The following is a 13,443-nucleotide window of genomic DNA, read 5'->3' on the forward strand; positions in this document are numbered from 1 at the left end:
CGGCGCCGTGCGGCCTCTGATCGCAATAGTGGCGACGCTGGCGCTGGTATCGGCCTGTTCGGGTGCGGCTCACGATGACCGGGTCTACGGCGCGCAGCCCGCCCGGCTGGGCGAATCGCTGGCAGTGCTGGGCTGGAATGTCGCAATGTCCAATCTGCGCTGGAATGCCGACTACGTTCTGGTCGACGTCGACGCCGCCCCGACCGACCCGGCTGCAGCGCACGCGAAGCCCGAGGACTTCCGGTTCGGTTTCTACGGCGCGCTGGCCCACCCGATGGAAGCAACGGGCATCGGCAGTTGTGCAGGCGCGAAGAATGTTGTCGTGCAGCATCTCTCCGCGCCGACGCCAGACCGGCTGACCGGCACGGTGTGTCTGGGCCCGCTGAAGGACCGCAGCGCGGTGCGCGGGGTGTACATGTATTCGCCACGGGACCGTATCGCCGGCACCGCGGCGGCGTATCCGGCGACCTTCCCGGTGGGCATGCTGCCGACCAAGGAGAACGACATCGGCATGGTGGTCAAGACCACCAGCGTGTCGGCCTGGCGCACCGACGGCACCCAGTTGACTCAAGAGTCGCTGGGCGACCCGGCCGTGTTCACCGGCAACGGTTATATGCTGCTGGGCCTCGTCGCTGACACCGTTGCGGCGCGCTACCGCGAGGAGTCGGCTGCCCGCGATGGGCCAATGATGCTGCTGGCCACCCCATCCCTACCCGCGCCGGGGCTCAACGCCGCCTGCTCGGCATACGGGTCGTCGGTGTTGCTGCTGCCCGAGGTGTCGCTGGACGCCGTACACGTCGACGCGTCGCTGTGCACTCAGGGCGAGATCAACCAGGCGCTGCTGTACGCGACCGTCGCGGTGGTCGGCACCCACGCCGCGGTCTGGACCACGCAATGACTGAGCCCGGTCCCACCGAATGGGGCGCACCCAATGCGGGTGTAGGCCCGTGGGTGGGAGATCTCCCGGAGGATCCGCGGTATGACCCGGCACTGCTGCGTGACGGTGACACCCGCAACGTCGTCGACGCCTACCGCTACTGGACGCGGGAGGCGATCATCGCCGACATCGACCAGCGCAGACACCCGCTGCACATCGCGATCGAGAACTTCGGCCACGACGCCAACATCGGCGGGATGGTGCGCGCCGCCAACGCGTTCGCGGTGGACACCGTGCATGTCGTGGGCCGCCGCCGGTGGAATCGCCGCGGCGCCATGGTGACCGACCGCTACCAGCGGCTGTCCCATCACGACCACATCGCCGACCTGCTGGATTTCGCTGCCGGCGCCGGGCTGACGGTGGTGGCCGTCGACAACGTCCCCGGCGCCGCCCGGCTGGAGCAGACGCCGCTGCCGCGCAATTGCCTGTTGGTCTTCGGCCAGGAGGGGCCCGGCATCAGCGACGACGCCCGCGCGGGCGCGGCGCTGACGGTCTCGATCGCTCAGTTCGGCTCGACGCGCAGCATCAACGTCGCGGTGGCCGCCGGGATCGCCATGCACGCCTGGATCGAGCAGCACGGAGACCTGTCGCGCGCCTGGTGAACGCGCCATCACCTGTCGTTGTGGAGGGCGGCCGCTCGTGCCCGGCCAGCCGATGTGCCAGTCACCCTTCATCATTAGCTCCTTCCCCGGAAACGTTTTTCGCGCCCACCACAAGTGTGGGCGGGTTCGTCCGGCCGGGCTGCGGCCAATTGCCGAACGCTTCTGCATAGCTGTGACTCATCAACTCGAGCACGGTTCCCCACGGGTCGGCGACGTAGGCGAGCCGCCACGGACGTCCCGGCACAAATTCGTACGGCTCCGCCAGGACCGTGCCGCCATGATCTGTGACGCGCCGGACCATGCCCCCGACGTCGGGATGCGTGATGCACAGGTGCCAGAACCCGCGGTCGAGCCAGGGCACCGGCTCGTCCGACCGACCGCGGGTGGGCGGGTCGATGAACTGGAACAGTTCGATGCCCACGTAGTTTCCGGTGATCAGATGCGCCTGCCAGGCTCGGCGGAACGTTTTGCCGAAGACGGACTTGGCCTCCAAGTGTCCAGCGGCCTCGAGCACGCGCGGGCCCATGATGCAACGGAAGCCGAAGACGTCGCCGTACCAGTCGATTGCGGCGAAGACGTCCGGCACCGTGAGCCCGACGTGGTTGACGGCGAGTGCGGCCATCGGTTCGGTCGTCATGCGGGGCTCTTTCGCGGATTGCGTTCCCAGGGCCAGTCTTCGGCGTCCCAACTCTTCTGAAGGTCGGAGTACAGGGGCGCGTGGTCGCCGGACATCGACGCCTTCACCTCTTGCGTGAATGCATCAGTGAGCACCTCCTCGTCGCCGCGCCGGACGGCATTTAGGGTCTGGGTGGCGACGTCGCGAGGGGAAATCATGGTGTCGGACACCGTCGCCGCCATATCCGTGTCGATCCAGCCCGCGTGCACGGCTACGACAAGGGTTCCCTGCGAACGCAATTCGATGCGTGCCGCATTGGTCAGGGCCCATTCGGCGGACTTCGACGCCCCGTACGAGCCGTTGAACGGCGACGTCAGCCAACTGGCTACCGACACAATGTTTACCAGCGCGCCACCACCCTGGCGGGCGAGTACAGGGGCGAACGCGCGGCACATCTGCAGCGTTCCGAAGTAGTTGGTTTCCATCTCGTCTCGGGCCGCGCTCAGGTCGGGCGCCGCCAGCAACGGCGTCCTCAGCATGGCCCCGGCGTTGTTGACCAGAACCGAGACGTCGGCACAACGTTTCGCCGCGGCGTGCACATCGTCCGGCCTGGTGATGTCCAGTCCCATCGGGACGACCCGGTCGTCGTCGACGTTGACCGTGGTCGGATTCCGCGCTGCGGCATACACTTTCGCCGCGCGACGGTCGAGCAGTTCTCGCACGAACGCTTTCCCCAGTCCGCGGTTGGCTCCTGTCACCAACGCACATGTACCTGCGATCGCAACTCCGTAAGCCGTGTTCATCTCGATTCCTCTTCCCGTCGTCGTCCGCGGGACAGCCGTTTCTCCATCCGTTCATAATAATGAACAGTATGTGCAGTATCCAGTCTGCTGAGGAAAAGAACACTGCTCAGTACGTCAAAAAATGAATGGTATGTGTACGGTTTACTGAACAAGGAGGTGGAATGGCAGTCGCGGAGGGCCTTGGCGTACGGCTTCGCCGGGTGCGCATCGAGCGCGGCATTTCAGTACGGGAACTCGCCCGACGGGTGGGTTGCTCCGCCAGCCTCATTTCGCAGGTCGAGCGCGGAATCACCACACCGTCCGCGAGCGTGGTTTACTCCCTGGCGAGCGAGTTGGGTGTCTCGCTGGATTCCCTGTTCGAGGTCGCGCCGCACCCGCATCCCCCCGTCTGGGGCCGTCCCGGCGGCCCTGACGGGGCGGGCATCGTTCAGCGGGCGGCCGACCGCCGGGCGATCGATCTCTTGACGGGTGTTCGCTGGGAGCGCCTCACGCCCAACCACGACGACAAGGTCGACTTCCTCGAGGTCGTCTACGCCCCGGGCGGTCAATCTTCCGAAAACGGGCGGGCCGTCCGTCACGACGGGCGCGAGTACCTGCTCGTCTTGCAGGGCGAACTGGAGGCGGTCATCGGCTTCGATACCCTGCTACTCGCCGAAGGGGATTCGTTGGCGTTCGATCCGGCCACGCCGCACCACTACAGGAACCGCACACACGATATGGTCCGGGTGCTCTCCCTTGTTGTGCACGGTTCCGCCAACAGCGCCTACTGATCGCGACACACCAGTAGGGCAGGATCGCAGGTATGGATCAGCTATGGGCCAACCGAGCGGCCAGCGCCGAAGCGGCGGTGACCGCCCGGCACCTCAGACGACTGTGGGCGCTGCCGGGCACCCAGTTGGGCGTGGTGGCCTGGCCGCCGGTGCGGCGTGACCGGTTGTTCGGACACTGGCATTACTGGTGGCAGGCGCACCTGCTGGACTGTCTGGTCGACGCCCAGCTGCGCAACCCAACACCGGAGCGCCACAAAGAGATCAAACGCCAGATCCGCTCACACCGGCTGCGCAACGTCGGACGATGGGTCAACGACTACTACGACGACATGGCCTGGCTGGCGCTGGCGCTCGAGCGGGCGTCCCGGTTTGCCGGGGTCGACCGGCATCGCGCCCTTGACACACTGACCGACCAGTTCGTCAAAGCTTGGGTGCCCGAGGACGGCGGCGGCATCCCATGGCGCAAACAGGACCAGTTCTTCAACGCCCCGGGCAACGGTCCGGCCGGAATCTTTCTGGCCCGCTACGGCGACCGGCTCAAGCGCGCGCAGCAGATGGCCGACTGGATCGACAGCACGTTGATCGACCCAAAGACGCATCTGGTGTTCGACGGCATCAAGGCCGGTTCGCTGGTCCGCGCTCACTACACCTACTGCCAGGGCGTGGTGCTGGGGCTAGAGACCGAACTGGCCGCGCGCGCCGGCGATCCGCGGCACGCGCCGCGGGTGCACCGGCTGGTCGACGCCGTCAAGGAGCACATGGCGCCGGCGGGGGTGCTCAAGGGCGAAGGCGGTGGCGACGGGGGACTGTTCGGCGGGGTCACCGTCCGCTACCTGGCGCTGGTCGCCACCACGTTGCCGGGGGAGTCGGTCGAAGACGCCGCGGCCCGCGACACCGCTCGCGAGTTGGTCCTGGACTCCGCGCAGTCGGCCTGGGACTACCGGCAGTCGGTGCAGGGGCTGCCGCTGTTCGGACCGTTCTGGGATCGCACCGCCGAACTGCCGTCGACGCTCGGCAAGGAGGCCGAGTTCGTCGAGGGCGCGGTGACCGGTTCCGAGGTCGCCGAGCGAGACCTGTCGGTGCAACTGTCCGGCTGGATGCTGATGGAGGCCGCCCACGCAGTCAGCGCAGTAGAGAGGAATACCCGATGAGCAAAATCCATCCCGACGCAGAGACCGCATTGCACGGCCTGCTGAAGGACGGGATCACCGTCGCCGCCGGCGGTTTCGGCCTTTGCGGCATTCCGGAGAACCTGATCCAGGCTCTGGTGGACAGCGGTGTCAAGGACCTCACGATCGTCGGAAACAACGCCGGCGTGGACGATTTCGGCATGGGCCTGCTCCTCAAGGCACGGCAGGTGAAAAAGGTGATCGCCTCCTACGTCGGCGAGAACAAGGAGTTCGAACGCCAGGTGCTGTCCGGCGAACTGGACCTCGCCCTCACTCCGCAGGGGACGCTGGCGGAGAAGTTGCGCGCCGGCGGGGCAGGCATTCCCGGCTTCTACACCCGCACCGCGTACGGCACCAACCTCGCCGAGGGTAAAGACACCCGGGTCTTCGACGGCACCGAATATGTTCTGGAAGAAGGCATTCGCGCCGATGTGGCCATCGTCAAGGCGTGGAAGGGCGACGCGGCCGGCAATCTCGTCTATCGCAAGACCGCGCGCAACTTCAACCCGATGATCGCCACCTGTGGCGCGGTGACGGTCGCCGAGGTGGAGGAGCTCGTCGACGTCGGTGACTTGGATCCCGATCAGATTCACACTCCCGGCATCTACGTCGACCGGATCATGGAAGGGCACAGTTACGAGAAGCGCATCGAATTCCGCACGGTGACAAGCGGTGCCGCACTCAAGCACGACAGTCCGATTCGCGAGCGGATGGCCCGCCGGGCCGCCCAGGAACTGCGCGACGGCTACTACGTCAACCTGGGCATCGGGATTCCCACGCTGGTGGCCAACTTCATTCCGTCGGGCATCAGCGTGACGCTGCAGTCGGAGAACGGCCTACTGGGTATCGGCTCCTACCCGACCGAAGATGCGATAGACCCTGACCTCATCAACGCCGGCAAGCAGACCATCACCACGCTTGCCGGTTCGAGCTTTTTCAGCAGCGCCGATTCCTTCGCGATGATCCGCGGCGGCCACATCGACCTGTCCATCCTGGGCGGACTAGAAGTCGCGGAGAACGGCGACCTGGCCAATTGGATGGTGCCGGGCAAGATGGTCAAAGGCCCGGGCGGCGCCATGGATTTGGTGTCGGGCGTGAAGCGGGTGATCGTCGTGATGGACCACACCGCCAAAGACGGCAGCCCGAAGATCCTCAAGCAATGCACGCTGCCGGTCACCGGCAAGGCCGTGGTCGACATGATCATCACCGACCTGTGCGTGTTCGACGTCGAACCCGACCGCGGGCTGACCCTCACAGAAGTGCATCCCGGGGTGACGGTCGAGGACGTGCGCGCCAAGACCGGCTGCGATTTCACCGTCGCCTTATGAGTCGCGTTGGGCGCAGTCGCTGAAGATCAGAGTTGTCATGCGTCCGCTCGCACTGTTCGACGACATGGGTTCAGGTCGACGCAATACGTGTTCAAGCGATTGGTTTCGCCTCCAGCAGCGAGAACGCCGCGGGCGGCGGCAACGCTGTCACGCTTTCGAGGCGAAAGTGGGCGGCGGCGCATAACCGCTGGAACTCTTCGCGTGTCCGTTCGCGGCCGCCGGCGTTCACGAGCATGTTGAGGTCGCTGAGGTACGTGATCAACGGCATCGCGCCATCGACAGTGGGAGGAACGACGGGTTCGATGATCAATAGCCGGCCGTCAGCGGGAATGACCGTGCGCACGTGGCCGAGGATGGTGACACACCGCTGGTCATCCCAGTCGTGGATGACGCTCTTGAGCAGATATAGGTCGGCCCCAGCTGGCGCGGAATGGAAAAAGTCGCCGACGATGCTGGTTGCACGGTCGTCGAGTGCGGCGGCGCCAAATGTCTTGTCGGCCTGCGCGAGGCCCTCGGCGGTGTCAAATAGAATTCCCCGCAGCGCGGAATTCGCTTTGAGCACCGCGGCCAGAAGCGTCCCGTCACCACCGCCGATGTCGGCAACGGTGTGAAAACGGGTGAAGTCATAGCTACCCGGCAGCTCCTGAGCTATCGCCATGGTGGCCTGTCGCATCGCGGCGTTGAACCGAGCGGACAATTCAGGTCTCTGCCCCAGATAGTCGAAAAAGCTTGTGCCATAGACTTTGTCGAACGTCGCCTGACCGGTTCGTACGCCTGTTTCAAGCTCTCGCCACGCGGCCAGCATAGCGGGGTCGCCGAACATCTGGACGAACGCGAGTAGTGAGTCGGAATGGTCGCTGCGCAGCAAGCCGCCCGATTCGGTGAGTCGGAACCGGCCTGGCGCGGGTTCGGTAAGCAGGCCCATCGCGGCCATTGCCCGCAACAATCGGATGAAGGACGTTGTGTCCGCCTCGTACTCAGCAGCCAGGTCGACGGCCGCGGACTCACCCTCTCCGATTAGGTCGGCCACGCCCAGCCGAGCGGCGGTAAACAGCACCTCCGCGGCCATCGCGCCGAACACGGTGTCGACGATCCGAAGCCTGTCTGCCGAGGACGCCATGCCGAGTCAGCGTAGCGGCCGCCCCGCCTCCTCAAGTCCCGGGACCGCCCCTTGGGGAAGAATTTCCGGCGTCCCGGCAACCGGATCGAGCTACCAGCGGCTGAGCGCCTGGTTCTTTCTCAGATGCCGGCGAAGTACTTTGACACAGCGACGGTGCCGTCGAAGTAGTTGGCGTGGGTCACCTTCACCGTTTCCAGCGAATCGGAGCCAATCAGCACGATTTCGATCGCATCTGACTTGCCTAGGTGCTCGCGCTCCAAGCGGGCATATTCCGCCATAGCGCTTTTCGCATCGGTGCCGAAGTCCTTCAGATCGACCAACTCAGCGCGGCTGTGGTCGAAGACAAGCAAGAAGTGATTCAACGATGCAGTCATCGACGAACTCCTTGCAGGTAGGGCTGGGCGGATGCCCTCAGTGTAGACACGCGGCGCAATAGCTCCGCACCCACTTGCTCACCCTGTTCTTCTAGCGCCATAGCGTCTGACACTGCTGCAAACCAGTCGCGAACCGGCGGCGGGCCACCACCAGCCTTGATATCAAGCCCGAATCGTGATGTGACGCTCTCCACGGTGTATGCCCATTCGTGCTGCACGTGCGTACGGAGTTGTACCTCAATCAGTCGGTCGTGGTAGTGGACGATCACATGCACGGCGCGGTAGCCGTCTGGCTTCGGTTGTTCGATGTAGTCCCTGATCCTCGCAGTGACGCGGTCGCCCGCGTAGCGAGATTGGACTCGCCGGACTTCGTCGAGATCGCGCAAGACTGACCGGCAGCCGCCGATGTCGTGCATCCGCCCGAGGTTCATCCTCGGTTCGCGGCGAAGCTTGTCGATGATCGTAGGAATGCGTTTGAGTCGCTGCGATACCTCAATCTGCGAGCAGCCCGCTGTCGATACCCGCGACCGCAGGCCCATCGTCGCGGCCTGAAGCGGTCGAGCGTGCGCGGCGCGCCAGGCTTCCAGCGTGTCGAGGGCTTCGAAGATCTGCTCAATGCCTAGTTCGTCGGGTGCAGTGATTGTGCCCAAGTTCGAAGTGACTGTCAGCCTGCGCAGAACGTGGCCTGCTCGGTTCACAGCGGAGACGCTCGGCACGACGGCAGCCACGTTAAGCAACGTATCGCGCTACGCCGACGAGATCTGACTCGACGTTGCCCTTCTTCGGCCCGCGGCAGGCCGGTGCCAACGCGTCGAGGTTACTTAGGAACCGAACTGGTCTCGCGTGATTCCTTGGCTGCCCGACGGCGGTTCAGATAGCTCCGTCCGACCGCGATCAATGCCGGCAACAGCGATACGAACAGGATGCACAGGATGATCGCTTCCAAGTTGCGATGGACGAAGTCCACGTTGCCCAGGAAGTAGCCCGCCACCGTCGCACCGCCACCCCAGGCGATGCCGCCGACGATGTCGAACGCCAGATACGTCGGATAGTGCATGTAGGACACCCCGGCGACCACCGGCGTGAAGGTGCGCACAAACGGCATGAAGCGGGCCAGAATGATGGCCATCGGGCCGTACTTCTCGAAGAAGGCGTGCGATTCGGTCACGTGATGCTGCTTGAAGAAGCGGGAATCTTCCCGCTTGAACAACGCCGGCCCGATCCGGCGACCGATGAAATACCCGGTTTGGTCACCGAGCACCGCGACCAGCGCGACCGCCGGGGCCAGCACCCAGATGTTCATCGTCCCGTGCGCGGCCAGCAGACCGCCGGTGAACAGCAGCGACTCGCCGGGCAGCAACGGAAACAGCAGGCCGGTCTCGATGAAGACGATGAGCAGGATAGCGGGCAGTACCGCCGACGCGAACAGGCCCTGCGGACCGATCCAGTACATCGGGTCCATCAAGTCGGGCAAGGCCAACACGGCGGTGTCCATGAGGACTCAAGATACCGGCGTCGGAGGCCGGCCCTGACCAGACGCCGCCCGGGTGGGCTGTCAACGCCTGCGCGGGGTTGCGATACTGGGCTTACACGTCTTCAGGTGCAGCCGCTGCCGGCCCCGCTTCACACCAGCTCAGGAGGAGTTCCATGCCGATCGCAACACCCGAGGTCTACGGCGAGATGCTGGAGCGGGCCAAGCAGAACTGCTACGCCTTCCCGGCGATCAACTGCACATCCTCGGAGACCGTCAATGCCGCGATCAAGGGATTCGCCGACGCCGGCAGTGACGGCATCATCCAGTTCTCCACCGGTGGTGCGGAGTTCGCTTCCGGCCTCGGCGTCAAGAACATGGTGACCGGTGCGGTGGCGCTGGCCGAGTTCGCCCACATCATCGCCGAGAAGTACCCGATCAACGTGGCGCTGCACACCGACCACTGCCCCAAGGACAAGCTGGACGGCTACGTCCGCCCGCTGCTGGCGGTCTCGTCGGAGCGGGTGTCGGCCGGCAAGAACCCGCTGTTCCAATCGCACATGTGGGACGGCTCAGCAGTGCCGATCGACGAGAACCTCGACATCGCGCGCCAGCTGCTCAAGGATGCGGCGGCCGCCAAGATCATCCTGGAGATCGAGATCGGCGTCGTCGGCGGTGAGGAGGACGGCGTCGCCAACGAGATCAACGACAAGCTGTACACCACACCGGACGACTTCGAGAAAACCATCGACGCGCTGGGCCACGGCGAGCACGGAAAGTACCTACTGGCCGCGACGTTCGGCAACGTGCACGGCGTCTACAAGCCCGGCAACGTCAAGCTGCGTCCCGACATCCTCGCCCAGGGCCAAAAGGTGGCGGCGGCCAAGCTCGGGTTATCCGACGACGCCAAGCCGTTCGACTTCGTCTTCCACGGTGGCTCGGGTTCAGCGAAGTCGGAGATCGAGGAGGCGCTGCGCTACGGCGTGGTCAAGATGAACGTCGACACCGACACCCAGTACGCGTTCACCCGGCCGGTCGCCGGGCACATGTTCAGCAACTACGACGGCGTGCTCAAGGTCGACGACGAAGTCGGCAACAAGAAGGTCTACGACCCGCGCAGCTATCTGAAGAAGGCGGAAGCCGGAATGACCGAGCGGGTCGTCGAGGCCTGCAACGACCTGCACTGCGCCGGAAAGTCGCTGTCCAGCTAGGAACCGGCGCCCGCGGAAACAGCACGTCATGGCCCCGCTCGGGGCGCACCGCTACCCATGGATGCGGAAGCGCGAGACCATGCGACATATATACTTTTGGCGTTGAACGTATATGCCTGGAGGTGTGGTGACAAAGCGGTTGATTGATCTTGACGATGACCTGCTCATCGCGGCGCAACGTGAGCTCAATACAACTGGCGTTTCGGACACCGTGCGGTTGGCGCTGGAACAGGCGGCGGCCAACTCCGCCCGTGCGCGCCAAGTCGAATGGCTTGTCGGTGGCGGCCTAGAGGAGATGGCCGAACCGCAGAAACGCGTCGACGTGTGGCGCTAATCGCCCGCTACCTGATCGACACCAGCGCCGCGGCCCGGATGCGGCACCCCGAGGTGTCGCGACGGATCGCCCCGTTGATCGAGGCCGGACTGGTGGCGACCACTGCTTCGCTTGACGCCGAAGCGCTGTACAGCGCGCGTAGTCCAGGCGAATACGAACAGCTATGGCACGATCGCCGCGCGGCCTATGAATACTTACCGACCAACGACGAGCATTGGCAGTCCGCTCTCAACGCTCAGCGCGAACTCGCTCGAACGGCCCAGCACCGCTCTGTCGGGGTCGCCGACCTACTTACCGCGGCCCTGGCCGCAGCCCACGACCTCACCGTCGTGCACTATGACGCCGACTTCGACACGGCCGCAACCGTATTGACGTTTGCACAGCAATGGGTCATCGCGCGTGGCAACTTATAGTGATCAGCCCGTAGTGGACTGACAGATCTTCCACTGGTCGTCGCGGTATTGCAGGTCAAAACTGCGGGTGGAGCGGACCTGCGGGGCGTAGGACATGAACGCGGTGACGTTGGCCTCGGCGTGACCGTCGTTGACGACCACCTGATCAATGCTGGCCACCACCGGATACTGCTTGGCCGCCGCGACGCGCTGGTAGGTGTCCTCCCAGGCGTGCTCGTCGTAGTTCACATAGCCGTCGCGGGCGGTGCCGCAGGTCAGGCCGCGCAATGCAGCCAGATCACCGTTTTGCACAGCGACGTCGAAACTTTGGATGGTGCTGCGGACATCATCTTCCTGAGAAGTGGCTTTCTTCTCGTTTCCGTGGGTCAGCACCACCGTTCCCAGCACCGCGATCGCCGCCAGCGCCAGGATGATTAATATCAACGCCAGCACCCAGCCCCAGCTGCGCTGGCTCGACGGACGCAGCTTGGCCCCCAGTCGTGGCGGAATCAACTGTGGCACAGCAGCTCTCGGCGTTGACCGGACCTGGCCCCCCGGTTGCGCGTCACCCGCCTGGAATACCTCGGTGGCCGGCTCCGGGCCGGTGTCGATGACCGCGGTCTCATTGGCGTCGAAACCCGGTGCGGTGAAACGCCGTTCACCGCGCTGGCGCTGCGGTGGGGCGGCCTCGTGCTCCGTATCGTGGCCTTTGGCGATCACCTCGGTGGCGGGTTCGGCGTCCGACGGTGCTCTCCGGTAGGCCTCGGTGGCCTCGTCGTGGGGGTCAGCGTGCCCGCCGGCGGGATCGGTGTCCCGACCCGTCGAGTCGTTGCCGGCGTCTGGATCGAATCCAGCCTTGTTCGACCTGCTGTCGCGGTTGGGCCCTGGTGACGTGGGCATGAGCGCTGCTGTCCTCCCCGCAGTCGAATCGGTATGTCGGAGCTTAGCGACCCGACCCAGTTTGTGTGGCGACGCCGCGGCGAGACCGGGGCAACGGCAAGATAGAAGTCATGACTTCCATGGGTGACCTGTTAGGGCCGGACCCGATCCTGCTGCCGGGCGACAGCGAGGCCGAGACCGAACTGCTGGCCGGCGAGAAAGCGGCCATTGTCGCCGCCGCGCACCCGACGGCCTCGGTGGTCTGGGCGGTGCTGGCCGAAGAAGCGCTGGCCGACGACCAGGCCGTCACCGCGTACGCCTATGCCCGCACCGGCTATCACCGCGGGCTGGACCAGCTGCGTCGCCACGGCTGGAAGGGTTTCGGTCCGGTGCCCTACGCGCACGAGCCCAACCGTGGCTTCCTGCGGTGTGTGGCCGCGCTGGCGCGGGCCGCCGATGCCATCGGCGAGACCGACGAATACGTGCGCTGCCGGGATCTGCTCGACGACTGCGACCCGCACGCGCGTCCTGCGCTCGGTTTGAACTAGTTACCAGCTGGCTCCGCAGCCGCCCGCGCCGCCCGTCGGCTCGACCTGGACGGTGGCGTGCGTCAATCCGCGGGCGCCCAACACCGCGCGGGCCTCGTCGAGCACTCGGGCCGAGTCGCCGTGGCTGGTCAGATGCGCGGTCACCATGTCCTTGCCCGGTACCAGCGTCCAGACATGCAGATCATGGACGTCGGTCACGCCGTCGACGGCACACAGTGCCGAACGCAGCTCCTCGACATCGATGTGGCCAGGTGATGCTTCGGACAAAATCCGCAACGCCCCGCCGGCCAATGAGAACGCCCGCGGCAACACCCAGAGCGCAACGACGACGGCCACCACCACGTCGGCGTACGGCCAGTGCGTCGTGACGGTGACCAGCCCGGCGATCAGCACGCCGACGCTACCGATCGCGTCGGCGATGACCTCCATGTACGCGCCCTTGACGGCCAGGCTCTGGGCGGCGTGCGAGCGCAGCATCAACGCCACTACGGCGTTGGTGGCCAGGCCGAGCAGCGCGACCACGATCAGCGGTACGCCGGGCACCGCCGGTGCGTCGCCGAGCCGCCGAACCGCTTCATAGAGGATGAACGCCGCCACCCCGATCAGCAGCGCCGCGTTGGCGACAGCGGTGAACACTTCGGCGCGGTGCCAGCCGTAGGTGCGCCGCGGCGACGTACTGCCGCGACGGGCCAGCAACACGGCTGTCAGCCCCATGAACGCGGCCACCACGTCGGTCAACATGTGCCCGGCGTCGGCCAGCAGCGCAATCGAGCCGATGGCCAGCGCGGTGGCGATCTCGACGGCGAAGAACCCGCTCAGCAGGGCCGCGGCGGCGAGCAATCGGGATACACGGGCGTCGACCTCGGTGTGTTGGTGGCCGGCGCCCATG

The 13,443-nt window shown here is 65.5% G+C and carries 17 protein-coding genes; 9 read left to right on the top strand and 8 right to left on the bottom strand.

The genetic code is table 11. From position 1 onward, the window contains the following. The first annotated feature begins 7 nt into the window (after positions 1-7). Positions 8-898 (top strand): hypothetical protein, encoded by an 891-nt coding sequence (locus tag AC5Y42_RS00710; protein WP_499894997.1) that lies wholly within the window; start codon positions 8-10, stop codon positions 896-898. Then, positions 895-1,539: a TrmH family RNA methyltransferase gene (locus tag AC5Y42_RS00715; protein ID WP_499894998.1), complete on the top strand. Its 645-nt coding sequence runs from the start codon at positions 895-897 to the stop codon at positions 1,537-1,539. The genes AC5Y42_RS00710 and AC5Y42_RS00715 overlap by 4 nt, the downstream gene beginning before the upstream one ends. 61 nt (positions 1,540-1,600) lie before the next feature. Here the strand turns inward: AC5Y42_RS00715 and AC5Y42_RS00720 are convergent, their stop codons facing one another. Both AC5Y42_RS00720 and AC5Y42_RS00725 read right to left on the bottom strand, forming a co-directional pair. Continuing rightward, entirely contained in the window at positions 1,601-2,176 is a 576-nt protein-coding gene (locus AC5Y42_RS00720; RefSeq protein ID WP_499895000.1) for a VOC family protein, read from the bottom strand. Continuing rightward, a complete protein-coding gene (locus tag AC5Y42_RS00725; RefSeq protein ID WP_499895002.1) occupies positions 2,173-2,958 on the bottom strand; it encodes an SDR family oxidoreductase in 786 nt (261 codons plus the stop codon). The genes AC5Y42_RS00720 and AC5Y42_RS00725 overlap by 4 nt, the downstream gene beginning before the upstream one ends. 161 nt (positions 2,959-3,119) lie before the next feature. On the opposite strand from AC5Y42_RS00725, the gene AC5Y42_RS00730 reads away from it, so the two are divergent. From AC5Y42_RS00730 to AC5Y42_RS00740, 3 genes are read left to right on the top strand one after another with little or no spacing between them, the layout of a single operon-like run. Next, positions 3,120-3,728, top strand: coding sequence for a helix-turn-helix domain-containing protein (locus AC5Y42_RS00730; RefSeq protein WP_499895004.1), 609 nt, complete (start codon positions 3,120-3,122; stop codon positions 3,726-3,728). Between the two features lie 32 nt (positions 3,729-3,760). Next, positions 3,761-4,879: a glycoside hydrolase family 76 protein gene (locus AC5Y42_RS00735; protein ID WP_499895006.1), complete on the top strand. Its 1,119-nt coding sequence runs from the start codon at positions 3,761-3,763 to the stop codon at positions 4,877-4,879. Further along, a complete protein-coding gene (locus AC5Y42_RS00740; protein ID WP_499895007.1) occupies positions 4,876-6,225 on the top strand; it encodes a 3-oxoacid CoA-transferase in 1,350 nt (449 codons plus the stop codon). Before AC5Y42_RS00735 ends, AC5Y42_RS00740 begins: the two co-directional genes overlap by 4 nt. Before the next feature lie 91 nt (positions 6,226-6,316). Here AC5Y42_RS00740 and AC5Y42_RS00745 read toward each other — a convergent pair whose 3' ends face one another. From AC5Y42_RS00745 to AC5Y42_RS00760, 4 genes are all read right to left on the bottom strand, one after another. Next, the gene (locus AC5Y42_RS00745) at positions 6,317-7,345 is read right to left on the bottom strand and encodes a methyltransferase (protein ID WP_499895009.1); all 1,029 of its coding nucleotides are present in this window, start codon (positions 7,343-7,345) and stop codon (positions 6,317-6,319) included. A 119-nt stretch (positions 7,346-7,464) separates the two neighbouring features. Continuing rightward, positions 7,465-7,719, bottom strand: a complete 255-nt coding sequence (locus AC5Y42_RS00750) for a hypothetical protein (RefSeq protein ID WP_499895010.1) — start codon at positions 7,717-7,719, stop codon at positions 7,465-7,467. Beyond that, positions 7,716-8,447 (bottom strand): RelA/SpoT domain-containing protein, encoded by a 732-nt coding sequence (locus AC5Y42_RS00755; protein ID WP_499895011.1) that lies wholly within the window; start codon positions 8,445-8,447, stop codon positions 7,716-7,718. The genes AC5Y42_RS00750 and AC5Y42_RS00755 overlap by 4 nt, the downstream gene beginning before the upstream one ends. An 89-nt stretch (positions 8,448-8,536) precedes the next feature. Continuing rightward, positions 8,537-9,214: a DedA family protein gene (locus AC5Y42_RS00760; RefSeq protein ID WP_499895013.1), complete on the bottom strand. Its 678-nt coding sequence runs from the start codon at positions 9,212-9,214 to the stop codon at positions 8,537-8,539. A 152-nt stretch (positions 9,215-9,366) separates the two neighbouring features. Between AC5Y42_RS00760 and fbaA the strand changes: the two genes are divergently transcribed. The 3 genes from fbaA (at position 9,367) to AC5Y42_RS00775 (ending at position 11,148) form a co-directional block, all read left to right on the top strand. After that, on the top strand, positions 9,367-10,401 hold the full coding sequence (gene fbaA, locus AC5Y42_RS00765; RefSeq protein WP_499895015.1) for a class II fructose-bisphosphate aldolase: 1,035 nt from the start codon (positions 9,367-9,369) through the stop codon (positions 10,399-10,401). A 127-nt stretch (positions 10,402-10,528) separates the two neighbouring features. Then, on the top strand, positions 10,529-10,735 hold the full coding sequence (locus AC5Y42_RS00770; RefSeq protein ID WP_499895017.1) for a DUF2191 domain-containing protein: 207 nt from the start codon (positions 10,529-10,531) through the stop codon (positions 10,733-10,735). Further along, positions 10,726-11,148, top strand: a complete 423-nt coding sequence (locus AC5Y42_RS00775) for a PIN domain-containing protein (protein WP_499895019.1) — start codon at positions 10,726-10,728, stop codon at positions 11,146-11,148. The genes AC5Y42_RS00770 and AC5Y42_RS00775 overlap by 10 nt, the downstream gene beginning before the upstream one ends. Positions 11,149-11,151: 3 nt before the next feature. Here AC5Y42_RS00775 and AC5Y42_RS00780 read toward each other — a convergent pair whose 3' ends face one another. After that, complete coding sequence (locus tag AC5Y42_RS00780; RefSeq protein WP_499895021.1) at positions 11,152-12,027, bottom strand: Rv0361 family membrane protein; 876 nt, start codon at positions 12,025-12,027, stop codon at positions 11,152-11,154. 110 nt (positions 12,028-12,137) lie between these two features. Between AC5Y42_RS00780 and AC5Y42_RS00785 the strand changes: the two genes are divergently transcribed. Beyond that, positions 12,138-12,554 carry a DUF3151 domain-containing protein gene (locus AC5Y42_RS00785; RefSeq protein WP_499895023.1) on the top strand — a complete coding sequence of 139 codons (417 nt, stop codon included), beginning with the start codon at positions 12,138-12,140 and terminating at the stop codon, positions 12,552-12,554. Here the strand turns inward: AC5Y42_RS00785 and AC5Y42_RS00790 are convergent, their stop codons facing one another. Then, positions 12,555-13,442, bottom strand: coding sequence for a cation diffusion facilitator family transporter (locus AC5Y42_RS00790; RefSeq protein WP_499895025.1), 888 nt, complete (start codon positions 13,440-13,442; stop codon positions 12,555-12,557). Position 13,443: the final 1 nt, after the last annotated feature.

The organism is Mycobacterium sp. NGS48 (assembly GCF_059812585.1).

Coding starts and splice junctions, on each gene's coding strand:
- AC5Y42_RS00745 (WP_499895009.1), bottom strand. CDS start 7,345: ATGGCGTCCTCGGCAGACAGGCTTCGGATCGTCGACACCGTGTTCGGC.
- AC5Y42_RS00750 (WP_499895010.1), bottom strand. CDS start 7,719: ATGACTGCATCGTTGAATCACTTCTTGCTTGTCTTCGACCACAGCCGC.
- AC5Y42_RS00785 (WP_499895023.1), top strand. CDS start 12,138: ATGACTTCCATGGGTGACCTGTTAGGGCCGGACCCGATCCTGCTGCCG.
- AC5Y42_RS00735 (WP_499895006.1), top strand. CDS start 3,761: ATGGATCAGCTATGGGCCAACCGAGCGGCCAGCGCCGAAGCGGCGGTG.
- AC5Y42_RS00725 (WP_499895002.1), bottom strand. CDS start 2,958: ATGAACACGGCTTACGGAGTTGCGATCGCAGGTACATGTGCGTTGGTG.
- AC5Y42_RS00720 (WP_499895000.1), bottom strand. CDS start 2,176: ATGACGACCGAACCGATGGCCGCACTCGCCGTCAACCACGTCGGGCTC.
- AC5Y42_RS00715 (WP_499894998.1), top strand. CDS start 895: ATGACTGAGCCCGGTCCCACCGAATGGGGCGCACCCAATGCGGGTGTA.
- AC5Y42_RS00760 (WP_499895013.1), bottom strand. CDS start 9,214: ATGGACACCGCCGTGTTGGCCTTGCCCGACTTGATGGACCCGATGTAC.
- fbaA (WP_499895015.1), top strand. CDS start 9,367: ATGCCGATCGCAACACCCGAGGTCTACGGCGAGATGCTGGAGCGGGCC.
- AC5Y42_RS00730 (WP_499895004.1), top strand. CDS start 3,120: ATGGCAGTCGCGGAGGGCCTTGGCGTACGGCTTCGCCGGGTGCGCATC.
- AC5Y42_RS00790 (WP_499895025.1), bottom strand. CDS start 13,442: ATGGGCGCCGGCCACCAACACACCGAGGTCGACGCCCGTGTATCCCGA.
- AC5Y42_RS00740 (WP_499895007.1), top strand. CDS start 4,876: ATGAGCAAAATCCATCCCGACGCAGAGACCGCATTGCACGGCCTGCTG.
- AC5Y42_RS00780 (WP_499895021.1), bottom strand. CDS start 12,027: ATGCCCACGTCACCAGGGCCCAACCGCGACAGCAGGTCGAACAAGGCT.